Source organism: Paenibacillus sp. S-12, assembly GCF_030363895.1.
In the GTDB taxonomy this organism is placed as follows: Bacteria; Bacillota; Bacilli; order Paenibacillales; family Paenibacillaceae; genus Paenibacillus_B; species Paenibacillus_B alvei.
Genome location: NZ_JASIUF010000002.1, coordinates 163,276 through 185,224 on the forward strand (window position 1 = coordinate 163,276; position 21,949 = coordinate 185,224).

General features: G+C 46.2%; 20 protein-coding genes. 12 read left to right on the plus strand and 8 right to left on the minus strand.

Annotated elements, in window-relative coordinates; translation table 11 throughout:
- Window positions 1–97: 97 nt before the first annotated feature.
- Window positions 98–1,549 carry an esterase-like activity of phytase family protein gene (locus tag NO352_RS00740; RefSeq protein ID WP_289354723.1) on the minus strand — a complete coding sequence of 484 codons (1,452 nt, stop codon included), beginning with the start codon at window positions 1,547–1,549 and terminating at the stop codon, window positions 98–100.
- Between the two features lie 314 nt (window positions 1,550–1,863).
- On the opposite strand from NO352_RS00740, the gene NO352_RS00745 reads away from it, so the two are divergent.
- Together NO352_RS00745 and htpG are read left to right on the plus strand one after the other, a co-directional pair.
- Window positions 1,864–2,256 (plus strand): hypothetical protein, encoded by a 393-nt coding sequence (locus NO352_RS00745; RefSeq protein ID WP_289354724.1) that lies wholly within the window; start codon window positions 1,864–1,866, stop codon window positions 2,254–2,256.
- A 235-nt stretch (window positions 2,257–2,491) separates the two neighbouring features.
- A complete protein-coding gene (htpG, locus tag NO352_RS00750) occupies window positions 2,492–4,369 on the plus strand; it encodes a molecular chaperone HtpG (RefSeq protein WP_005542941.1) in 1,878 nt (625 codons plus the stop codon).
- A gap of 86 nt (window positions 4,370–4,455) precedes the next feature.
- On the opposite strand, the gene NO352_RS00755 is transcribed toward htpG, so the two are convergent.
- Both NO352_RS00755 and NO352_RS00760 read right to left on the minus strand, forming a co-directional pair.
- Complete coding sequence (locus NO352_RS00755) at window positions 4,456–5,541, minus strand: serine hydrolase domain-containing protein (RefSeq protein ID WP_289354725.1); 1,086 nt, start codon at window positions 5,539–5,541, stop codon at window positions 4,456–4,458.
- Window positions 5,538–6,107, minus strand: a complete 570-nt coding sequence (locus tag NO352_RS00760) for a TetR/AcrR family transcriptional regulator (protein WP_289354726.1) — start codon at window positions 6,105–6,107, stop codon at window positions 5,538–5,540. Before NO352_RS00760 ends, NO352_RS00755 begins: the two co-directional genes overlap by 4 nt.
- A gap of 215 nt (window positions 6,108–6,322) precedes the next feature.
- On the opposite strand from NO352_RS00760, the gene NO352_RS00765 reads away from it, so the two are divergent.
- The 4 genes from NO352_RS00765 (at window position 6,323) to NO352_RS00780 (ending at window position 10,486) form a co-directional block, all read left to right on the plus strand.
- The gene (locus NO352_RS00765) at window positions 6,323–6,865 is read left to right on the plus strand and encodes a sigma-70 family RNA polymerase sigma factor (RefSeq protein ID WP_005542936.1); all 543 of its coding nucleotides are present in this window, start codon (window positions 6,323–6,325) and stop codon (window positions 6,863–6,865) included.
- Window positions 6,852–8,276, plus strand: a complete 1,425-nt coding sequence (locus tag NO352_RS00770) for a DUF4179 domain-containing protein (protein ID WP_289354727.1) — start codon at window positions 6,852–6,854, stop codon at window positions 8,274–8,276. The genes NO352_RS00765 and NO352_RS00770 overlap by 14 nt, the downstream gene beginning before the upstream one ends.
- Window positions 8,277–8,327: 51 nt before the next feature.
- On the plus strand, window positions 8,328–9,320 hold the full coding sequence (locus NO352_RS00775; protein WP_289354728.1) for a hypothetical protein: 993 nt from the start codon (window positions 8,328–8,330) through the stop codon (window positions 9,318–9,320).
- Between the two features lie 98 nt (window positions 9,321–9,418).
- Window positions 9,419–10,486 carry a hypothetical protein gene (locus NO352_RS00780; protein ID WP_289354729.1) on the plus strand — a complete coding sequence of 356 codons (1,068 nt, stop codon included), beginning with the start codon at window positions 9,419–9,421 and terminating at the stop codon, window positions 10,484–10,486.
- A 71-nt stretch (window positions 10,487–10,557) separates the two neighbouring features.
- On the opposite strand, the gene NO352_RS00785 is transcribed toward NO352_RS00780, so the two are convergent.
- The gene (locus NO352_RS00785) at window positions 10,558–11,376 is read right to left on the minus strand and encodes a WcbI family polysaccharide biosynthesis putative acetyltransferase (protein WP_289354730.1); all 819 of its coding nucleotides are present in this window, start codon (window positions 11,374–11,376) and stop codon (window positions 10,558–10,560) included.
- A 74-nt stretch (window positions 11,377–11,450) separates the two neighbouring features.
- The gene (locus NO352_RS00790; protein WP_005542925.1) at window positions 11,451–12,137 is read right to left on the minus strand and encodes a glycosyltransferase family 2 protein; all 687 of its coding nucleotides are present in this window, start codon (window positions 12,135–12,137) and stop codon (window positions 11,451–11,453) included.
- A 273-nt stretch (window positions 12,138–12,410) separates the two neighbouring features.
- Between NO352_RS00790 and NO352_RS00795 the strand changes: the two genes are divergently transcribed.
- The gene (locus NO352_RS00795; RefSeq protein WP_005542922.1) at window positions 12,411–13,460 is read left to right on the plus strand and encodes a LacI family DNA-binding transcriptional regulator; all 1,050 of its coding nucleotides are present in this window, start codon (window positions 12,411–12,413) and stop codon (window positions 13,458–13,460) included.
- Between the two features lie 50 nt (window positions 13,461–13,510).
- On the opposite strand, the gene NO352_RS00800 is transcribed toward NO352_RS00795, so the two are convergent.
- Entirely contained in the window at window positions 13,511–14,419 is a 909-nt protein-coding gene (locus tag NO352_RS00800) for an NAD-dependent epimerase/dehydratase family protein (protein ID WP_289354731.1), read from the minus strand.
- 375 nt (window positions 14,420–14,794) lie between these two features.
- Entirely contained in the window at window positions 14,795–15,190 is a 396-nt protein-coding gene (locus NO352_RS00805) for a hypothetical protein (protein ID WP_005542919.1), read from the minus strand.
- 722 nt (window positions 15,191–15,912) lie between these two features.
- Here NO352_RS00805 and NO352_RS00810 point away from each other — a divergent pair.
- From NO352_RS00810 to NO352_RS00825, 4 genes are all read left to right on the plus strand, one after another.
- Entirely contained in the window at window positions 15,913–17,091 is a 1,179-nt protein-coding gene (locus NO352_RS00810; RefSeq protein ID WP_289354732.1) for a Gfo/Idh/MocA family protein, read from the plus strand.
- 119 nt (window positions 17,092–17,210) lie between these two features.
- Complete coding sequence (locus NO352_RS00815) at window positions 17,211–18,116, plus strand: ABC transporter permease (RefSeq protein ID WP_238555754.1); 906 nt, start codon at window positions 17,211–17,213, stop codon at window positions 18,114–18,116.
- A 13-nt stretch (window positions 18,117–18,129) separates the two neighbouring features.
- Window positions 18,130–19,014 (plus strand): carbohydrate ABC transporter permease, encoded by an 885-nt coding sequence (locus NO352_RS00820; RefSeq protein WP_005542914.1) that lies wholly within the window; start codon window positions 18,130–18,132, stop codon window positions 19,012–19,014.
- Between the two features lie 57 nt (window positions 19,015–19,071).
- Window positions 19,072–20,700: a type 2 periplasmic-binding domain-containing protein gene (locus NO352_RS00825; protein WP_289354733.1), complete on the plus strand. Its 1,629-nt coding sequence runs from the start codon at window positions 19,072–19,074 to the stop codon at window positions 20,698–20,700.
- A gap of 315 nt (window positions 20,701–21,015) precedes the next feature.
- Here NO352_RS00825 and NO352_RS00830 read toward each other — a convergent pair whose 3' ends face one another.
- On the minus strand, window positions 21,016–21,402 hold the full coding sequence (locus NO352_RS00830) for a helix-turn-helix domain-containing protein (RefSeq protein WP_163976814.1): 387 nt from the start codon (window positions 21,400–21,402) through the stop codon (window positions 21,016–21,018).
- A gap of 164 nt (window positions 21,403–21,566) precedes the next feature.
- Here NO352_RS00830 and NO352_RS00835 point away from each other — a divergent pair, with 164 nt between their 5' ends.
- Window positions 21,567–21,860, plus strand: a complete 294-nt coding sequence (locus NO352_RS00835) for a hypothetical protein (RefSeq protein ID WP_005542909.1) — start codon at window positions 21,567–21,569, stop codon at window positions 21,858–21,860.
- The last annotated feature ends 89 nt before the right edge of the window (window positions 21,861–21,949 follow it).

The window sequence follows — 21,949 nt, forward strand, 5'->3', positions numbered from 1 at the left end:
ATATAAGAGGTAGCTTACTTGGAATCGTGTGAAATATACATTAACACCCCGGATCGACGAAAGTGTCGGTTCCGAGGTGCTGCAATTGGTGGAAATATTATCGAATGGTATAAGGAAGCTTGAACGTCCACAGCTCCGTACCATTATCGGCTGTTGGGCTGTCTACACCGAAGTCATTGTCGTTGACGATGACCAGCGTATTTCCATTGACAAGGGACACGCCTTCTATTTTTTCATAAGGGTACCTATGTTCAACAGCATCCAGCACGGTACGCTTGGCCAGCGGTAAAATATTGCTTAACTTCAAATCGGCAAGAGACATTTGCTCCAGCGTTTCGCCAGCCTTCTCGTCGTCATACTTGCCCAGAATGTTTGTAGCCGTAGTGAGATCGACGGCATAGATGCGCTTCAATTGAGCTTTATCGCCTGCATTTTTGTCACGCTCATCAATCAACAGTGTATTCTCGTTGACAGCTACCAAGTCGGAGATTACAATGTCCGCTTGCTCTAGGCCAGTGAACTGCTTGGCATCCTCCGTCATGTATACATACTCAGCAACAGGCTGTAACGTAGCTAGGTCTAGCTTGATGATGCGCAGTTGACGCGAGTTGTCTGCAGACTTGTCTGGATTGCGAAGCGGGCTCTGCATCGACATGAACATATATTTGCCGTCTGGCGTGATGCCAACACCTTCAGCACCGCGATTTTGACGAAGCTTATTGTACACAGCAGGCAGCACTTCTCTAGCTGGAACGAGCGGCGCAGATACTTGAGCCGCCCATCCCTTCGGGACAATGCGCTCAATAATCGTACCGTCACGCTTTACATGCACGATCGATGGACCGTATTCATCTGAAATCCAGAACGTGTCATCCTTGGCATTATAGGCGAGTCCCTCGATATCGAGTCCGTAAGGATCATAAGCGAGGCCTTTTTCCCCTTTTGCATCGAATGGGGCTTCATCACGACCTTTAATATTGGGGAGTCCTGTAACATGCGCATTTCCGGTCGTCGGATTTTTGCCATTCACCTTGAGCGGGATTTGCCCCAAAATTTTAATTTCACTTTGATCGATTTGAATCTTGTATAAGCTCGGCGTATAGCTTGCTAACGGGAACGTCCGGCGAGTTTTGCCGCCTGCTTCGACTTGACCGTTCGGTCCACGGTCGGCAGTGGAGTAGAACACATTGTCAGGATCGCCGGGCACATGCGTCAAGGAAGAGCCAATGCCCATCTTAATGCCTTCAGCCAAGTTCGCTGCATTGAGCTTATATTTTCCAGTCAGTTCAGGCTTGTCCGTCAAGGCAACACTGCCTCTGAATTCATCCCAATCTACATATTTTCCAGTGACTTCACCAAGTGCACGTAGAGGCATATATAAGCGAGAGTCGACTTCGATGGCAGGCGAGGCAGGAGTTACGGCTTGTCCGTTATTGGAATATTTGATGTGGTCGGCGATCGTGCCGCCAGCGGCATGCACGGATGGAATCCAGGTGCCGGCAGTTAGCAAAAGTGCTGTTGTTAGGGCAATTACCGATTTTTTTTTCATTCGTAAAAATCCCCCTTCTAAGTAGGTCATAATTTCTATTACCCTGCGAATCGTTCGAGTATTTTCTTAGAGAGTATAGCAGCCAGGTGTTAAGCTTATATAAAGGAAAGATTGAGAGTTTGTAAATATTGTGATCAGCATAATTGAGCATGCTATCAGTTCGGAGTTATTATTAAAATCTTTAAGGAAGGGAAAGCAGCTTAACGGCCGGTGCGCGGGCAATTGCAATGGGGAAATGGTGAATTTATATAAGACAAAGTACCAAACCGCCCAGAAAATCTATAATGTAATTAATTGAATTTTGGAGGTGTAAAATGTATAGTCAGTATTATTCTTACAACCATGATTATTCATATCCAACTTGGCAATATAGTGGTTACCAACAACAGATGTTAGAGAGACAACCTTTGCCTACTCCCAACAGAGATATTAATTTTGAAGTTCGATCCGCCAGTGTTGACAAACATGGGGATAATTTTGTACTTTACAGCTGGGATTATAGAATAAATCCACAAGAGTACTTGCTCTGCAGACTTTATGCTGAAGGATCACAAAATGTAATCAGTGCTGCATACTCTATAAGTGGAGCTTATCCCGTTTATACGTATGAGGATCATATTAGGAGTTCAAATGTATGGGTTAAAGGACTTCACAATAATTCTAATTATTACGTGAATTTAACCTTACAATTAATAGCAACAAAATAAAACGGATATAATTGTGCACTGCAGAATATATAAAAAGGACGGGACGAAAAGGCCCGTCTTCTTTCTGTTGCAAAAAGTGATATGAAAACACCCGTAATATAGTTGACAGCAAAAAATAGACTAGGTACACTAAATATATTGTTAGCACTCTATGTGGTGGAGTGCTAATTCATAACCTACTATGACAAATGCCTAATATGCAAAGAAATGAAAATACGAGAGGAGATTTTTATTCATGGCTAAGAAGCAATTCAAAGCAGAATCCAAGCGTTTGTTGGAAATGATGATTAACTCGATCTACACGCAGCGCGAAATCTTCCTTAGAGAGCTTATCTCCAACGCAAGCGACGCGATCGACAAAATGTACTATAAGGCCTTGTCCGATGACAGTGTGGTATTCAATAAAGAAGATTACTTCATCAAAGTATCGGTAGATAAAGAGAGTCGTACGTTGACAATAGCCGATACAGGGATCGGGATGACGAAGGAAGAGCTGGAGAACAACCTTGGTATCATCGCGAAGAGCGGTTCCCTTGCCTTTAAGACGGAGAACGAAGCGAAGGACGGCCATAACATTATCGGTCAATTCGGTGTAGGCTTCTATTCCGCATTCATGGTTGCTGATGTCGTAACCGTTATTAGTAAGGCGTTCGGCAGCGATGAGGCGTTTAAATGGGAATCGAAGGGCGTGGACGGATACACGATTACGCCGAGCGAAAAGGATGAGCCGGGTACCGTCATCATTTTGAAAATCAAGCCTAACACGGAGGAAGATCAGTACGACGAATATTTGGAAGAATATCGTCTGAGATCGATCATTAAGAAATATTCGGACTTCATCCGTTATCCGATTAAGATGGACGTGAAGAAGCATCGTCCGAAGGAAGACGATGACAAGGAGCTTGAGGAGTATCAGGAAGAAGAAACGATCAACAGCATGGTTCCAATCTGGCGCAAAAACAAGAACGAACTGACGACAGAGGACTATGAGAATTTTTATAATGAGAAACGCTACGGCTTCGACAAGCCGCTCAAGCACATTCATATCAGCGCAGACGGCGCCGTTGTATATAACGCGATCTTGTACATTCCAGAAAATACACCATTCGACTATTACACGAAGGAGTATGAAAAAGGGCTGGAGCTATACTCAAACGGTGTCTTGATTATGAACAAATGTGCGGAGCTGCTTCCTGACTATTTCAGCTTCGTGAAAGGGATGGTCGACTCCGAAGATTTGTCCTTGAACATCTCGCGCGAAATGCTCCAGCATGATCGTCAATTGAGCTTGATCGCGAAGAACATCAAGAACAAGATCAAGAGCCAGTTGCAATCCTTGATGAAGGACGAAAGAGAGAAGTATGAACAGTTCTTCCAATCGTTCGGCAGACAGTTAAAGTATGGTGTGTACAGCGAGTATGGCATGAACAAGGATGTGCTGCAAGACCTGATCATGTTCTACTCCTCCAAGGAGAAGAAGCTGGTATCGCTTGATGAGTACGTAGCAAGAATGCCAGAAGATCAGAAATACATTTACTACGCAGTTGGCGAATCAATCGAACGCATCGAGAAGCTGCCGCAAACTGAGCTTGTGTTGGATAAGGGCTATGAGATTCTGTACTTCACAGACGACATTGATGAGTTCGCAATTAAGATGCTCATGAAGTACAAGGAGAAAGAATTCAAGAACGTATCGAGCGGCGATCTCGGTATCGAGTCCGATGGCGATGACAAGTCTGCTGACGAACAAGACGAGAACAAGGAACTGTTCGAGGCGATGAAGGACATCTTGAAGGACAAGGTGAAGAGCGTTAAAGCTTCCAAGCGCTTGAAGTCCCATCCAGTATGCCTGTCTGCGGAAGGGGAAGTCTCCATCGAGATGGAAAAAGTGTTGAACGCAATGCCGAACAACCAAGCGGTGAAAGCCGACAAGGTGCTCGAAATCAACGTCAACCATGAGGTATTCCAATCCCTGAAGAACGCTCATGCATCTGATCAAGAGAAGCTGAGTCTGTATACGAACCTGCTGTACAGCCAAGCGCTCTTGATTGAAGGCTTGCCGCTGCAGGATCCGGTAGAATTCACGAACGATATGTGCAAAATTATGGTGTAACGAAGAGGTCTTCTTCGATAACAATGAAACATGATGGATGATAACCCGCTGTCGGCCTTAACGCTGGCAGCGGGTTTTTGCGTTTGTTATTTGCATCTCAGAAGGACGTCGATGGCTTTGAACATGATGCGAACTGCCTTGGCGGTGGATCGCAGTTGATTTAAGCTGCCAATCAGATAGGCATCAAGAGCAGGGTGGTAGAACATAAAGGTTCCAGAATAGCCCCATGCGCCCCACACATTATACTTTGCAGGGAGAAAGAGTGGGACAGTCCGAAAACGGACAATGCCGTAGCCATAGTCCACACCCGGTCTGAACTTCGTCCATACTTGCATCCGCTGGAAGCTGTCCGCGGATATCAGTTTTCCGCCCGTAAGGGCCTTCATAAATGTCAGCAAATTATCGGAGGTCGAAATCAAGGCACCGCCTGCGTACTCCATACTGATGCTTTTGTAATCGGTGATAACGGTCTGATCGGCGTATAAGTCGGCTATGGGGTAAGGATCTTCTTCAGCCGGCATTGAATAAAAAGCCATATGCGTATGATGGAGCTGCAGCGGTTCAAAGAGGTAATGCCGAAACGCCTCATGGAGCGGAGTGGATGTAATGCTTTCAATGAGTAGGCCTAATAAGTGGTATCCGGTGTCCGAATAATGAATTCCCTGACCGGGAGGGAAATGCGACTTTAAATGCTCCTTGGACCATTGGATGACCTCTTGCGGCATCCATTGGCGCGAAGGCTCCGAGGTGAACAGATCGAGCATTCGTGGGCCTTGCTTAGGTCGATCCTCGAAGTAATCATGTAATCCGGAGGTATGACTGAGCAGATGCTTGATTTGGATTTGATTGGAGTAATCAGTTCCCTTGTAAATATGCAGCTTGTGCATCAGATCAGGGGGAAGGTAACGATGGATAGGGTCTTCGTAGGAGAGCTTGCCTTCTTCTGCGAGCATCGCGATAAGTACTGAGGTAAACAGCTTGCTTATGCTGGCAATATAATAGCGTTGCTGTGGAAGGGCTGACTGGTCTCGTGTCTTGCCTTCCGCAATGTTCAAATGAATGCCCAAGGGCTCGCAATGCACGAGGAAATAGGCATTGTGAAGCTTGCGATTGCGTTGTATAACGCCTCTAAACTGCCGCTCAATTTGTTTCATTGCTTCCTGACGATTCATATTCGTTCCCCTTTCTGCCGCATGCGGGCGGCAGCGATGATATCGGCGGATGTACTGTCCATGACCTCAATGTCGTTGAAGCCTTCCGGCAGCAGGCCATTTGCGGTCATGACGGACAGACCTAACGTGAATATTCGCATTTTAAGCAGGATAGGTATAAGCTCTTCATCTGTGAAATCGGTAAGCTCCGGATCGGTTTTCATTCTGTCGATAAATCCATTCATTTCGTTAGGCTCATGCTGCAAATAGGGGTTCGGTCTCATGACCATATCGCGGAACAGCAGCGGGTATTCGCGAGCGAAGCGGAGAGTGGCAACACCAATGTCGTGGAAAGGCTGTCCCGTATCCTGACTGAGAAGATATTCGTCGCTCAAAGCAAAAATACGCTTTACGACCTCTTGAATGAGCTCTCCGACATCTGTGAAGTTGACATAAATAGGCGCAATTGAGCTTCCCAGATGTTCCGCGACCTTGCGGATTGTAATGCTGTAAATTCCTTCTCGCATGGCAATGCTGAAGGCGGCATCAATGATCGTATCCCGCGAAAATTTAGTCTTAGGCGGCATAGCTCGTTCCTCCCCAGTGGGTATCCAATGAAATATCGTCTGATACATATCAATTGATATTTATATATTCAGTATATATGTGGCAGGTGAATTTTCCATTACTCAGAAAAAATGAGATTCCAAAATTAAATATCGTGTAGATGGAACCAACTTCCTTCATAGCCAATCTAACGAAATAGAATAAGCTTATTCAAATCTAGAGGAGGATTATAAATGTGCTAACGGTAGACGAAGTAAGGCTGGCACAGCAGGGAGATTGCGAAGCATTTATTCGGCTTATTACTGGGATGGAGCGCAGTTTATATCGGGTAGCACGTTCCATCTTGAAGCGGGATGAGGATTGCGCCGACGTGATTCAAGAGGCGATATTCAAGGCGTTTCGCGCGATACATACCTTGCGAGAGCCTGCTTACTTCCAGACATGGATGTTTCGTATTTTGATGAATGAATGTCACCAATTAGTCAACAAGCAGAAGCGGGTTGTCGTTATGGCTGATCTTCCAATGAAGTCGGCAACTGCTGCGGATGATGAGCATATCGAGTATTTGGATCTGATCGCGGAGATTGATCGGTTGGAGGATAATCATCGTATCGTTATTTCGCTGCATTATTTTGAGGACATGTCTGTGAAAGATATAGCGGAGCTGCTTGATACGTCGGAAGGAACGATTAAGTCGCGCTTGCATCGGGCCCGTGCAGCGTTGGCGAAGGTGATGGACAATCCTTTTGAAAGGAAGGGCGACTATGAAACATGTTGATATGGAGCATGTGCTCAAGCAGGCGGCTGCCAATAAGCCTCGCGAGGTTCCAGGTGTGGTGCGGCAGCAATACGACGCTACCTATGCGAAGCTTCGAGAGCTTGCAGCTAAGAAGGACGCTGTGCCTGATGTTGTAAAGCAGAGTGTAGAGCAGTCCGTTCAAGCACTGCGATCGAATGCGGCAAGCCGAAAAAAGAGACGCATGCGCCAAGTCGCCATCATTACGGCAGCGGTGTCTTTTATCGGCATGGGCATTATCGGCTCTGGGTTCGTGTCGCCGGTGATGGCGCAGACCTTGAAGAAGATTCCACTTCTGAATACCGTGTTCACGATTGCTGGAGATTTAGGATTGCAGGCAGCGGATGAAAAGGGGCTCGTCGAAGATGTCAATCAAAGCATGACGCTTAACGGAGAAACGCTGAAAGTATCCAAGGTCATCTACGATGGGACGAGATTATCCGTGGGCTTTGTTCAGCCGGCGCCAGGGCGAAGAATTGAACAAGTAAAGCTGGCGATTGACGGAGAACTCGATCATTTTGCGAACAGTTTACGGGATCGCATCCTGTCGGAAGACGGCAAGACGGTAAACAGTGTCATTAATTTTAGGCCTAACTGGAACCTGCCCGATGAGTTTGAATTGAAGCTGTTTGTGTTCTTGGAGGGAATGGAGCAGGAGCGATTTGAATTCAGCTTTCCTGTGAAAAAAGTCCCTTCGCGAACCATCACATCTGACATGGTTAGAAAGTACGGAGAGACGACGATGAAAGTAGACAAAATCGTGATGTCGGAAGCTTCAACTCAAGTGATATTGAAATATACATATCCACAACACTTCATGAAGGAGGAGTCGTTGATGTACATCGAGTCTCACGTTGCCATTATAGATGATCGTGGAATTGAGCTTGAACTTGTTAATGGAGGCGGAGGGACGGGGACGCTGATTAATGAGGTTATGCACAGCACGTTGGATTTCAATTTCGCACCGTTTCAACATCCACCGAAATCAATTACGGTAAAGCCATATTTCATAAGAATCTCCAAGAATCCATTGTCTCAGAATAAAACTACGGTTACCGAGATGCCAAGCGAAGATAAGCCACTGATTCTCAGCCAAGGAGCGGCCGGAAGTTTGGAAGTGACGCGCATGAAATGGAAGGGCGACAGATTATTTGTCTATTACAACAAGGTTGGCGACAATCCGTTTGGTAACGGTCGTTATTTACATGTGGAAGACGAGCAAGGGCATTTGCTCAACAAAAAGCAAATTCGGGTGGTCGATCCCGAGAATTATGGCTTTGTCGCGGAATTTGACCAAGTATCGCCCGATCAGAAGCTGACATTCGTGACGGAGGATATTCCACTCGTGGATTATATCAAGGACTTGGAAATGACAATCCCTGTAACGGAATAGGTACACAAAATAGCTGAACGCAAACAGACAATGCGAAGGGAGCAATTTCAAATGAAATCATGGAATAAAGTATGGATGTGCATGGCGGCAGCAGCGCTTGTGCTGACAGCCTTACCGGAAACGGAATCCTATGCGACGAAGAAGGTCACACAGGCAAGTGAGCAAAAAACGATAAAGCTAAAAGATTTGGATAAGGAAATCCAAGAGAAAATTAAAAAAGAGGTTCGTGATTTGTCAGGCTTGTCTATCGCTGAGGCCGATGTGATCATGGAAGGATCGAACTTGACGATTACTTTCAAAGACAATTTAGGGAATATGATGATGAGCAAGAACACGAAGGAAATTATATTTTTGAACCTGCGCCTCACCTTCGCTCAATTAGATAAGACCAAGCAGAACAAGATGTTGGGCTTGCTTAATGAATTGAATCATAAACGGAAGTATGCACCGAAACAGGTAGATATACATAAGTCCTCGGGTCAAACCCGTATTTCGATGCTGGGTGAGGATTTTGCCGCGTCCATGACGGATCAGGATCATACCGCTTATATTGACTACGCCTATAAGAACATAGATGCTTCGATACGGAAAAATGCAGAAGCAGCCTTGAAGAAGTTTTCGAATGGCGGAAATCCAGTATTAACGAAAGCTCAACTGCACAAGTTCGTGAACAAAGATCCGAAAATGAAAGAGAATTCCTACGTATGGCGAATTGACGGCGGCAATGAAGAGCAGTGGGTAGGTCTGGAGATCGGTGCTGTTACGGGCAAAATCTATGATGTTCTCTTAAAGAAAATAGATGTTCCTGACAAAGACAAAGCATATGCGGATTTAGACATCAAGAAGGTGAAAGCTGCGGTAGAAGCCAAATCAAAGTCTTTATTCAATATAAGCTTGAGTGGGTACGGGGTGAAGCAGGAGTCGAAATACGGAAATAAATTTTCCTTTACGAAAAAAGGCAGTCCTGCGATAGAAGCAAGAGTGGACTTGAAAGGGAATTGCTTCGGCATCAGTCTGTTACCTGAGAATGGCAAGAGGAACTAATGGAAGCCGGAAAAGCTCCGGATATAGGCTCAAGGTAAAGCGCCGAATAAAATTTTGGGTGAAACTAATTTAGGAAGTTGATATAGGAGGATTTATTCATGAAACGATGGAACGTATTTCTTTTATCCGTAACCGCGGCGGCGCTGTTTATGGCCTCTATTCCGGCACCGACATCCGCTGCGGCAGCAGCGGCCAACTCCAAACAACAAGGCGAGCCGGGATTCACACAGACCGTTAAGGATTTGGACAAGGAGTTGGTGGAGAAGGCGAAGGAAGCTTTGAAGCCGTTCGTAAATGGAGAAATCGATTTTGAGGGCGTTCGGTATTCGTATAAAATCGATGGGAAAAAAGAGCCTACTCTTTATTCGAAAGCCTATCGAACCGTAACGTATCCCGTAAAGGGAGAGGAGAAAATATTTGCTGCCGAGGTTACGATCAAAGCACAAACCGGCGAAATCTATCAAATCAGACTCGATCCTCAACTCTCTTCCTTGGACGAGGGCATCCGGACAAAGATCAAGGCAGCCATCACAGAAACAGAGAAGAGTCTCTCGTATGACGATATTACAAAATTGAACATTCATGGAGCAAGCGGCGAAATCAGTACGTTAGGTCCTTACCATCTTGCCATCGACGCGAAAAGCGGCAAAGTGCAGATGGCAATTTATAATGTGCCGAAGTCTAAGGTTGATCAGAGGGCAGTCCAAGCTGCTCAACAGGCAGCAGGAGCATTAACCGGCGGAAAGAAGATAGCGTTCGATTCCGTCCAACGCTTTGTAGGGGAAGGGGCTGACCTTTATTTATTCACTCAAAATAACGAGCAGTCAATAAACGTAAGGGTTGAGGCGGCAACGAGTAAGGTACAGAATATTTCTTTGGGGGCAGAAAGACCAGTTTATAGCTCCAGGGAAGAGTTGAAGAAGAAGTTCGCCAAGCCAAAGTATACTGCTGCGGAAGCCATAAAAACAATGAATCCGATGATTAAGAACATATTCGGCATCGACGTGACAGGATACCAAGTAAAGGTAGAGGATAACAACTATACGTTTTTGAAAGAGGGCAGTCCAAGCATTTTGGCAGCTATAAATGAAAAAGGAAAGGTCTTCGTACTAAACAGAGAACTCGTTGCGAAATCAGAGGCTTTAGGCGCTCTTTCAGCAGAATAAATCAGAGAGCTGGTTGCTCTCTGATTTTTTTACATCTGATCAGAGTCTCTTCCGACGAGATTATGTGAACTCTACACCAGTTGCAGCTCCTTGCTGTGAATATCCACGTACCGCGCAATATATTCCTGGAAGGAGAATTTCTCGTCTCCCAGCGAATAGATACGGGCACCCGGCTGCAGAAATTTTAGGTTCAAATGCTTGATGACGCTTGGATAAATAGGATGAATCAAATCAATAAAATCGACATCATAAAAGGCGTTCGCAATTTCGAGCGGGGAAATTCCGATTCTCTGCAAAATGTTCATCGCTAAGTAACGGATAATATGGTATCGAGGATGGCAGACCGTGCAAAACAGATGCTCCTTCTGATAATGCTGCTCGATGAAATTCGCAAGCGGAATATCGATGCCGATCTCCCGTTGGCGGAGGTTGTTCATGAAGTCAGTATGGATTATGTGCAATTGCTGGGCTGAATAAAATTGCTCATCAGACAGCATCGCGACGATTCGTTCTTTGCTTTCCCCTTTCTTTAACAATCGGATAACATTCTGATCCTCGTATCCGTAAAGGGTATCCTTGTTATCGAAAGTAAATTGCGGGTAATAGGTCTTAAAGTAGGCATTGCCTATGCTGATTTTTACGCATCGCTCTGGGAGCTTGCTTAACAAATACTCGCTGGACAAATACGGACCATAAGCGTCGCTCGTTCTCATGTAAATGAACAGATCGCATTCGCCCAGAAGATCATCGCCTACGCCAATTTCTTGATTGCAACCTTGAATAGGAAGTATCTCAAGCAGTTTATAACTATAACGGAATGTGTGTGAAGACATCAAATACCTGCGTATCGGAAACACGTGGCAATTCCCGAATACAATACATTTTTTCATCGACTGAACCCCCTTTGTCTTGCCTATGCAGGCAGAATGTCAATCCATGCTTGCGGTTCGTATTCGGGATCAAGCTACAGGAGATAGTGATCTACGGGATTAAGAGGAAAATGATTGAAAGGGAGTTGGTATGTCTCTTGCCCCAATGAACCGCCCCATTTGATTTCGTAGTATCGCTGATATAAGGGATAGGTAACTTGATGGAGGTGGGATAGGAGCGGATCAGACTTCACCGTTGACGCCCCGGTATTATGATGAGTCACTTGAAGCCCAGTATGAATGATCGGGTAGCCTGACAATACTACTCTCCGATACCAATCTTGATCGGAAAAGTACATCGGCAGCAGCGTATCCCACGGGCCGGCAGTCTTTATCGCCTCCATCTGAAAAGCAGCGAGTGTATCCAGATTCGTGAAGGCAATTCCCCATTTGTAACCTACTTGCTGCCAAGCTGCAATTGTCGATAATAATGCTTCTGGAACCCCTTTAAGTGCTTCTGCATCAGAATGCATATACAGCACGGCATCGCAGTTCCTCTCTGCGCCCCATTTCTGCAGCATATTTTGGGATTGGCTATGTGAAAAAGGGATAGGAGGCTCATAAATAGACACGATGGAAGAAAGGGAGGTTTCCCGGCGGAGATCGCGGCTGCTGGAGTTGTCGATAACGACTGTATGCGGCCAACAAGGCTGAATGCTCGCAAGTGCCTGAACTAATAAATCGAGCCGGTTGACATAAAAAATGCCAAGAATATAATTCATCTGAAAGTCCCTCCACAAAGCTCCGACACATAGCGGATTGGATGATCTTATGTTTGTATATATAATGCAGAACAATTGCCGTTGGTCAGGGACAAAATGTCCCTATTTGCAAAAAAATATACAGTATAACGACGGATTATTCAGATGGAGAGCAGAACAATAATATGCTTACTTCATGCTTTCAAGTGTATGATCCCTGTGGTATGCTGTGATTTACAACAAGGCTGCTTACATGATGTCGAGAAGATAATGTCATACTGCCAGGGAGGAAGCATGGTCAGACTGAAAGATATTGCAGAGAAGGTCGGCGTATCGATTTCGACCGTATCACGAGTCATCAATCACGATGACAGTAGGAGAATCAGTGAAGAGACGAAGCAGAAAATATGGCAAGCCGCCAAATCACTCAATTATCATGCGACATCCACAGCCAATTCCAAAGCGCGTACCCGCACGCGGAACCACTCAACTCCAGTGTCCACTCATGCGATTGGCTGCATCCTTTCACTTCCCGACAACAAGTACAATCATCCTTACTTTTCTCCAATCATACAAGGAATAGAGGCTAAGCTGCTCGAGGCAGGAGCTTCACTTGCATTTTTGCATACCCAGGCCGAACTAAAAAGCCCCGTACTATTTGAATCTTTACTCCAGTCTTATCAGCTTAGCGGAATCATTTGTGTGGAAGGAATGAAACCTGCGCTATATAAGTGGCTAAAGGAAAGAGTGCCCAATATTGTAGGTATCGACGTAGCGGATCCTACCGTACCGGTCATTTCCTATGACCGAATGAATGCGGCGAGAGTTGCGGTTGGTCACCTTATTCAGAATGGTCACCGTAAAATCGGATTTATTGGCGGAAAGGGACTTCTCGGTCAACTGGAGCGGGAGAAGAGGTATCGTGGGTATCGAATTGCTCTGGAGGAAGCAGGCTGTGAGCTGAATCCAAATTGGGTCGTCGATGCAGAATGGGATGCGGATCGCAGCTATGATGGAATGAAGCAACTGGTCAAGCTTGAGGATCGCCCCACAGCAATGTTCTGTGCGAGTGATATGATGGCGATTGCAGCGATGCGCGCAGTGGCGGAGGAAGGCATGTCTATTCCCAGCGACATCGCATTTATCGGCGTAGATGATATCGAATTTGCAAAATATAGCTCCCCGCCGTTGTCGTCCATTCATATTCCGAAGTATGAAATGGGGTACGCAGCAGCGAAGGCGCTGTTGGATGGGCTTACCGCTCCTTATCCAACACCGTTTCGCATGCTGCTTCCCTTTGAACTGGTTGTGCGCGAGTCAACGAATAGTCAAGGAGCATCCTAGCTTGAAATGCTCCTTACCGTTGTGGAGAGGTTTCGCTTGCTTTCTCAACCTCACTCATTTGAACGGATGATTTGTTCAAGAAGCTTAGGGTACCAATCGTGAATCGAGTCAAATTTGAATCCGTGCTTGGCTGCCTTGCTTGTGTCCATTCCCCAATCGTCTGATATACCGAAGGGAGAACGGTGTGCATCATCAAGGGCTGCATCCTGCTCGGAATCAGAGGTATCCACGATAACTGCCTGCTTGGCGACTTTTTCTTCAATGAGCCTGATGATCTCGCTAATGGACAAGGCACCGTCCGAGCAGGCATTGACCGGCCCCTCGAAATGCTGGTTCTTTAGCCAGAATAGGAAGCGGGCAGCTTCGTCTGAGGTGATGAAGCTTATGCTGGCCTGCGGATTCGGAAGTCCAATCGGCTGACCTCGCTGAATATGCTCGATATGGAAATGGAGCCGCTTTGTATAGTCATCCATACCGAGCACAATGGGAAATCGAACGGCGCATACGGGGAAGGAGGCGTTCTGGAACAGAACAGCCTCGGCAAGTCTTTTGCCTTCTCCATATGCAATGTCTTTAGGTACATCCGCTGGAATTGCGTATGTATAAGGGGAAAATGCTCCTTCTGTATATTTTTCAGTTTGGCCGAAGGGATAGACGGATAAGGTAGACGTAAAAATATATCGCTTGACCTTGCCTACGAATATCTCGCAAGCTTGGAATGCCTCCTGCGGATGATAGCAGATATTATCGTATACGACATCCCACTCGGTATCGGCAACGGCTGCGCGCAATTGCTCCGGATCGGTTCGGTCAAGCTGAAGCCGCTTCACTTGGTCGCCAAATGAATCGACCGTATGTCCTCGTGTAGCTACGGTCACATCAGCTCCTTCTTGAATAAGCAAGTGAACAAGCTTTTTTCCGAAGAAGCGAGTTCCGCCTAAAACCAACACTTTACTCATGCCAAACTCCTCCCTTATTGTTTCATAAGGTGACAGGGGGGCTCGAAGTCTAGAATGACTTGGAGTATTCCCTCTTTTGTCATATAGAAAAGAAACCGTTCTTTAGTAAAAGGAAGTGCGACCCACCAAATACGAAAAGATCAGTTTCTTTGTACATTCAATATAACATGTATTTACTTTATATTCCAACGGACTTGGAAGCAGACATTTGCAGCACAATGAAGAAAAAAGGTCGAGTTCGGGTTCAAATATAACCCCCCTAACTCCACCTTTTCTGAAGGTAACGTTTGTTTCACAGGTAGTACAATTTAGTAAAACTACATAGGTGATCTACTATTTTACTTTGAGAAAGAAAACTGACAATGGTTGGAGGAGTTATTCGTCCTCAACTGTAACCTTTACACTTGCAAATTTTTTCGCCTTAGGCAGCCATACACTAATCCTCGTTGTGCCTGGCCCGACCGCTCTATATTCCAGTACAGAGCCATCGATGCTTACATCATCAACAACGGAGGTGTCGTACTCATGATCGATTTCTCCATTCTCCCGCTCCAAATTAATCTGATCGTCAGGATGGCGGCTATTGCCGCAATAGAAGATGGTTGAACCCCAGTCGTCCACCTTCAGTCTGCGAGGTTCAGTATCCTTGCCGAAGTTAGATGCTTTGCATTCTTTTGCCGGGATGGCCCCAACCGTTGGCGTGTTGAAAGTTAGTACGAATGATGTGCTTAGCATGGCAATCACAGAGAAAGCTAGTAATGTCTTCTTCAAATCGTTTTCCCTCCTCGAAATTGTGTGCTTCGTATTCTCAAACAAATCTTATAGTATTTACCATCTTTGTGTTAGTGGAGAGTTATGACTGTTTCAGGTGGTAATTTTACTTATAGTGTAAACAGCAGCGAGAAAGATCCTAAACAATCGCGCGTTAACGCGCATGGTTGAGCAACGTTGAATTTGCCCCAAATTTATTTAAATTTGGCTTTTCGAAATTTTATCCAAAATCTTATTGACGGTATAAAGTTGCGCATAATATAATGACGACAAGTCTATAAGTGTAATAATTACCAATTGGGATATAGTTTTGATTCCTATCCAAACTTCAAATTTCACCCCAAATATCTTTGTTATTTGTGCAAAGTGATAACCGCCCAAATTCCAATACACCTTGGGCAAACCTCATTACTATTTCCGCAAGCCCAAGAATCCGCAACAGGTTAAAAAATAAGCAAGAGAGCATCCGCCCATCAATTATTGCTGTATGACATGAATAGCGTCTTACAAATTCACCTCATTCATAATCAAGCCGACAGAAAGCATAACGATTCGATTCGTGCTTTATTTGCTTGTATTTCGTTTCCCTTGTCTATGTTAGCAGTCAAGAAAGAGTTTCGGCATCGCGTATTGTAAGCGCTTTATTATAGAAGGCGATGTGCTGCTGCAAGCGGCCGCTTATGGACAAAGCTTGCAAGCGTAATCGAGAGGAGAATGAGGAAATGAAGACAGAGAAGCAAGTTCGAATTGCCATGATTGGTGCACGAGGGAGAGGGACTATCGCAAAATATTGGCATCAGCCGGACGGGAGATCCATTGTAGTGGGGGCAGCTGATATTTATCCAGAGCGCCTTCAGGAATTCAAGGATGATGTTAACCCGGAAGCGTTCGTCACGACAGACTATCGGGAACTCCTTGCACGCGAAGATATCGATGCGATCGCGGTGACCTCGCCTGATTTCTGTCATGAGGAGCATGCGGTAGCTGCGCTGAGGGCTGGCAAGCATGTATTTTGTGAGAAGCCGCTGGCGATTACGGTGGAAGGCTGCGACAACATTTTGAACGCATGGAAGGAATCCGGCAAGCATCTGATGGTCGGCTTCAATATGCGCTACATGAATATGTACCGCACGATGAAGGAAATTGTGGATTCTGGTGTAATTGGCGAGATCAAGGCCGTATGGGTAAGACATTTTGTAGGCTGGGGCGGGTATTTCTATTTCCACGATTGGCATGCGAACTCCAAGAACAGTACTGGATTGCTGCTCCAGAAGGGATCGCATGATATCGATATCATTCATTGGATTACAGGGAGCTATGCGACGAAAGTGAGCGCATTTGGCAGCTTGGACTTTTATGGCGGGGATAAGCCGAATGATTTAACCTGTCCAACCTGTGACGAGCGGACTACGTGTACGGAAGCGAGTCCAGGGAGACTGATCGAATGCGCATACCGTGAAGAGGTGAATGTAGAGGACAATAACATGGTCATTATGGAGCTGGAAGGCGGGATTAAGGCCTCCTACTTACAATGCCACTTCACACCTGATTATCAGCGGAACTATACCTTTATCGGCACGGAAGGCCGGATGGAAAATAACGAGATGGAAGACAAAGTATACGTATGGACGCGCAAATCCAATACAGAGCGCGAGCTTGCAGACCGCGTGTATCAGATTAAGGAGGCGAAGGGATCGCATGGCGGAGCGGATCCGAATATTTGCAAGGACTTCGTCGATATGATTCTGGATGGCAAGGAGCCGATAGCAACTCCTCTTTCGGGCCGCATGAGCGTGGCTGTAGGTTGTGCGGCAACCCAATCCATTCGCCAAGGCGGCGGTGTTGTCTCTGTCTCGCCAGTACCGAATTTGGACGCTGCCGCCATACTATCGGAGGGCTAATCCATGAAGCAGCCGGATAGCTTGAACTTGGACGATGCACCGAGGAGGAAGAGGCGATGAAGGCAACAAATCTTGCAATGCAGCGTTCCGGTGAGCTTGCACTTGGACGCAACAGCAGAATGGAGCGAATCCGCAAGGGAATGGTGAAAAATTGGCAGCTGTATCTGCTCCTGCTTCCGGTCGTGCTGTACTATATCATCTTTCACTACTTGCCGATGTATGGCATTCAGATTGCCTTCAAGGACTTCATGGCGAATAAGGGGATATGGGACAGCCCGTGGGTGGGCATCAAGCATTTCGAACGCTTCTTCAACAGCTTCTACTTCGAACGCTTGCTGACGAACACGGTGCTCATCAGTCTGTATTCCTTGGCGCTAAGCTTCCCAATTCCGATCCTGCTTGCGCTGATGCTGAACGAAGTGAAGGCCGAGCGGTTCAAGAAAATCGTACAGACCATCACATACGCCCCACACTTCTTGTCGGTTGTCGTCGTTGTGGGTATGCTGTTTATTTTTCTGAATCCGAGCACAGGCATTATCAATCATCTGATTGTGGCGATGGGCGGCGAGCCGATCACCTTTATGACCTCACCGGGCTGGTTCAAAACGCTGTATGTGCTGTCCGATGTATGGCAGACGATGGGGTGGAGCTCCATTATCTACTTGGCTGCGCTTTCCGGTGTCGACCACCAACTGCATGAAGCAGCTACCATTGATGGTGCAACGCGTATACAGCGCATCTGGCATATTAATCTGCCTACGATAGCGCCGACAATTATCATTCTGCTCATTTTGAATCTGGGCAGCATCATGTCAGTCGGCTTCGAGAAAATATTCCTCATGCAAAATTCACTCAATATGAGCAGCTCAGATATCATCTCCACCTATGTGTATCGCACCGGTATTCTGGACGCGCAGTACAGCTTCTCTGCTGCCGTTGGATTGTTCAATTCCGTTGTCAATTTTGCGCTCTTGATTCTTGTGAACTACATTGCGCGGCGTGTCAACGAGACGAGCCTATGGTAAAGGGGGACAGATGATGATTGACCGTTCGTTTGGCGACCGCCTATTTAACCTAATCAATTACACGCTGCTTACTTTGCTTACTCTCATCGTTTTATACCCGCTCGTATTCGTATTGAGTGCTTCTATCAGCAATCCGGAACACGTGCTACGCGGAGATATGTGGCTCATTCCGAAGGGCTTCAACCTTGATGCCTATGCGAAAATTTTTCAAAACAAGGACATTCTGCTCGGCTACAGCAACACCGTTCTATATACGGTTATCGGAACGGCGCTTAATGTCGTGATGACCATATGTGCCGCATATCCATTATCTCGCCGTGATCTGGCGGGGCGGGGACTAGTAACCGGGCTTATCGTATTCACGATGTTCTTTGGGGGCGGATTGATTCCTACTTATTTATTGATTAAAAACTTGAACATGCTCGATACGCTGTGGGTCATGATTATCCCGAATGCCGTATCCGTGTGGAATATCATCATTATGCGCACGTTCTTCCAGCAGTCGATTCCCGGTGAGCTTCAGGAATCCGCGATGATTGATGGATGCACCCACATTCAAACGCTGCTTCGTATCGTACTGCCGCTGTCCATGCCGATTATTGCTGTTATGGTGCTTTTCTATGCAGTAGGTCATTGGAACTCGTACTTCAATGCCTTGATTTATCTGACGACGAAGGAGAAATTCCCCTTGCAGCTTATCCTGCGTGAAATTTTGATTCAAAGCGATTCCGGCGAGTTCGTGAAGCTGACTTCTGAATCAGCGGTACGGATGAAGATGAGCGTGGAAGGGTTAAAATACGCTGTGCTCGTCGTAGCGAATTTGCCAATGTTGATGTTGTATCCGTTCTTGCAGCGATACTTCGTAAAGGGCATCATGATTGGCGCATTGAAGGGGTAGCTCGGCACTGGCGCTGCCATCGATATTCTAATATTGAATAATCAAGGGGGACATGTGATGCGTTCAAGAAAATGGTTCACATTGACGCTTAGTGTGGTGCTAAGCTTTTCATTGCTCGTAACGGCGTGCGGCGGAGGCGGCGGAGGTGCAGCGAACGAAGGCAATCGCGATGAGCGTGTGGCGCTGATGAACAAGGAAGGCATGCCGATCGCGAAGGACAAAATGACGATGACGGCCTTTGCCGGAAAGTTCTTCGCTTCTGCCGACTGGAGCAAGCTGATGCTCTGGCAGGAATACGAGAAAATGAGCAACATCCATATCGAGTGGGAGACAGTGCAGGTCGACAGTCTGAAGGAGAAGCGTAACATTAAGCTGGCGGGCGGCGATTATCCGGAGATGTTTTTCGCCTCTGCACTGCCGAAGACGGACTTAATCAAATACGGAAGCCAAGGAACATTTCTAAGGCTGAACGACCTCATTGATCAATATGCGCCGAACTTCAAGAAGATTATGGAGCAATACCCGATTGTGAAAAAGGGGATTACAATGCCGGATGGCAGCATTTACGGCTTCCCAACGATATTCGATCCGGAGTTCAAATCGCTGTTTTATGGCACCCCGTGGGTGAAACAAGAATGGCTCGATAACGTAGGGATGAAGGCGCCAACGAATCTGGATGAATTGGTTCAGGTGTTGAAAGCGTTTAAGGAAAAGGATCCGAACAAGAACGGCAAGCAGGATGAGATTCCGTGGGGATCTCGGGGCGTCAGCATTATGATCAACGTTTTGCGCGGTCCCTTCGGCTTAAGCAAGAATGGGATAGCCAACCCGAATGTAGATCTCGATCCGGCGACGGGCAAGCTTCGCTTTGTTCAGTCAACTGATGAATATAAGCAATTGATGCAATATGTCGCTAAGCTGTACAAGGATGGACTGCTGGATAAGGAAACCTTCACGATGAAGGATACGGACATTACGTCGAAAGCGAGCGCCGGCTTATATGGATTCTTGGACGGTGTTGATCCGAAGGCCGTGTACAATCAGGACGGCTATGTGGGGATGCCGGTCATTCAAGGGGTGAACGGGGAGAAGCTGCTGACGAATATCGGTTCGCCGCTCGGCAACCTCGGCATGTTCGTCTTGACGGACAAAGCGAAGAATCCAGAAGCCGCAATACGCTGGATTGATCATTTCTATGGCGATGAAGGCGCGAAGATGTTCTTCATGGGCTTTGAAGGCGTTACTTATCAGGTGAACGACAAGGGTGACTATGAATATTTAGATGCGATTAAGAACAACAAGGATGGTTTGAATCTGGATCAAGCCATCAGCCAATACCTAACGTGGCCGGGCGGCTACTATCCGGGCATCGTGAAGCAGAAGTTCTTCAAGGGTGCAGAGGGCTATCCTTCTTCTATAAAAAATGCGCAGGATGCAGAGCCATTCTCGGTGAAAATGGAGGATGTGTGGCCATCCTTCAACTTCACGCCAGAGGAACAGGAAGAATTGACGACGATCCAGACGGACATTCAGACATATATCGACGAGATGCGCGACAAGTTCGCCTCTGGAGCAGCAGGCTTCGATCAGTGGGATGCGTACGTGAAGCAGTTGGAGCAAATGAACGTGAAGCGTTACTTGGAAATTTATGAAGCTGCTTATGAGCGTTATAAGGGCGGAAAATAACTATAATCGATAATGTGGCTCGCAGTGTACACTTGGAAAAGTGCTGCATTGCGGGTCACTTTTTTATGCGTGAAAGGGCTTAGAAAAAATATTGACACCGTTTTCATAAGCCATTACTATGAAATTTCGGATAATGGGGTCACTCGATTTCGAATGAAACGCATGAAAGGTAATGAGCAATGACGATCTAGCAAGTGTCTCAGCCACACCATATTCCAGGGACGTTCGCCATTTTGCAATACGAAAAACCCGCTGGATTAAGATGGCGGGCTTTTCGTATTTTGATGTTTTGGCCGTGATTATCGGTTGCTGTGCTTAGGAACGCTTATTTCCTTTCGAGCTGTGTGCATCTATCGTGTTGAGGAAATCCTTCGTAGTCCGAACCACATACTTAACCTCATCAATTGATCTTTCCATGAGCGTAATTCTATGTAGATCAAGAAGCATTCGTTTATCCTCGATGCCGTCCGCGACGTTGAGCTTCTGAAAGTCAAACAGTTCACTAGGTACAATATCCAGCGCGTGCATAAGGGATTCCAATGTCTTCAGAGTTACATTGACTTTACCGGATTCAATATCGGATATGCGTGACTTGCCCATGCCTTCTTTCCCGGTTCTTTCGGCAACTTGCTCCTGACTTAATCCCTTTGCGATTCGAATCATCCTTAGCTGTTCGCCAACAAGCTTAAGCAAATCTGACATGATGGTCACCTCAGTTAGAGGTTAGTGAATCACAGAAGAAAATGAGATATCACTATAACATAACAATAAAATAAATGTTATACTATAATGGAACTAGTATATGGAAATTTAGATGGATAGTGGATAATTGCAGTTAGTTTAGTAATCGAGGTGGAGGAAGAATCATGTCGGATTGGGTAACGGATACCTTGCATCAACGATTGGAACTTCTAAGAACACAAGTCGATAGACTGCCGGATATTATACAGCTGCAGAATAAGCTAGATGAATTGGAAAGCGCGATACAGCGCAAGCTGGAACGCAATGGCCGAAGATTGCTCAAGGAGTGGATAGAGGTGCAGAACGAGATTGCTTCCATGCAAATGGGATGGATTTATGCAAAGGGCGTACAGGATGGCCTAAAGATGCTCATCTTTTTGCACAAGTCAGAAGAGGAGTTGACCAAGAGCGATAGCTAGAACACGAACTAGCATAAAGATTGCCATGAGGCCCAACGGTTTTAACTGTTGGGCCTATTTAATTTGCAGGCATGCAAAGCAAATATTGA

What these genes read in the sequence shown, in the direction of transcription:
- NO352_RS00770 (WP_289354727.1), top strand. Translation starts at nt 6,852, where the DNA reads ATGAAACATGTTGATATGGAGCATGTGCTCAAGCAGGCGGCTGCCAAT.
- NO352_RS00740 (WP_289354723.1), bottom strand. Translation starts at nt 1,549, where the DNA reads ATGAAAAAAAAATCGGTAATTGCCCTAACAACAGCACTTTTGCTAACT.
- NO352_RS00795 (WP_005542922.1), top strand. Translation starts at nt 12,411, where the DNA reads ATGGTCAGACTGAAAGATATTGCAGAGAAGGTCGGCGTATCGATTTCG.
- NO352_RS00835 (WP_005542909.1), top strand. Translation starts at nt 21,567, where the DNA reads ATGTCGGATTGGGTAACGGATACCTTGCATCAACGATTGGAACTTCTA.
- NO352_RS00755 (WP_289354725.1), bottom strand. Translation starts at nt 5,541, where the DNA reads ATGAATCGTCAGGAAGCAATGAAACAAATTGAGCGGCAGTTTAGAGGC.
- NO352_RS00760 (WP_289354726.1), bottom strand. Translation starts at nt 6,107, where the DNA reads ATGCCGCCTAAGACTAAATTTTCGCGGGATACGATCATTGATGCCGCC.
- NO352_RS00830 (WP_163976814.1), bottom strand. Translation starts at nt 21,402, where the DNA reads ATGTCAGATTTGCTTAAGCTTGTTGGCGAACAGCTAAGGATGATTCGA.
- NO352_RS00790 (WP_005542925.1), bottom strand. Translation starts at nt 12,137, where the DNA reads ATGAATTATATTCTTGGCATTTTTTATGTCAACCGGCTCGATTTATTA.
- NO352_RS00825 (WP_289354733.1), top strand. Translation starts at nt 19,072, where the DNA reads ATGCGTTCAAGAAAATGGTTCACATTGACGCTTAGTGTGGTGCTAAGC.
- NO352_RS00810 (WP_289354732.1), top strand. Translation starts at nt 15,913, where the DNA reads ATGAAGACAGAGAAGCAAGTTCGAATTGCCATGATTGGTGCACGAGGG.
- NO352_RS00745 (WP_289354724.1), top strand. Translation starts at nt 1,864, where the DNA reads ATGTATAGTCAGTATTATTCTTACAACCATGATTATTCATATCCAACT.
- NO352_RS00800 (WP_289354731.1), bottom strand. Translation starts at nt 14,419, where the DNA reads ATGAGTAAAGTGTTGGTTTTAGGCGGAACTCGCTTCTTCGGAAAAAAG.
- NO352_RS00775 (WP_289354728.1), top strand. Translation starts at nt 8,328, where the DNA reads ATGAAATCATGGAATAAAGTATGGATGTGCATGGCGGCAGCAGCGCTT.
- NO352_RS00785 (WP_289354730.1), bottom strand. Translation starts at nt 11,376, where the DNA reads ATGAAAAAATGTATTGTATTCGGGAATTGCCACGTGTTTCCGATACGC.
- htpG (WP_005542941.1), top strand. Translation starts at nt 2,492, where the DNA reads ATGGCTAAGAAGCAATTCAAAGCAGAATCCAAGCGTTTGTTGGAAATG.
- NO352_RS00815 (WP_238555754.1), top strand. Translation starts at nt 17,211, where the DNA reads ATGGAGCGAATCCGCAAGGGAATGGTGAAAAATTGGCAGCTGTATCTG.
- NO352_RS00820 (WP_005542914.1), top strand. Translation starts at nt 18,130, where the DNA reads ATGATTGACCGTTCGTTTGGCGACCGCCTATTTAACCTAATCAATTAC.
- NO352_RS00780 (WP_289354729.1), top strand. Translation starts at nt 9,419, where the DNA reads ATGAAACGATGGAACGTATTTCTTTTATCCGTAACCGCGGCGGCGCTG.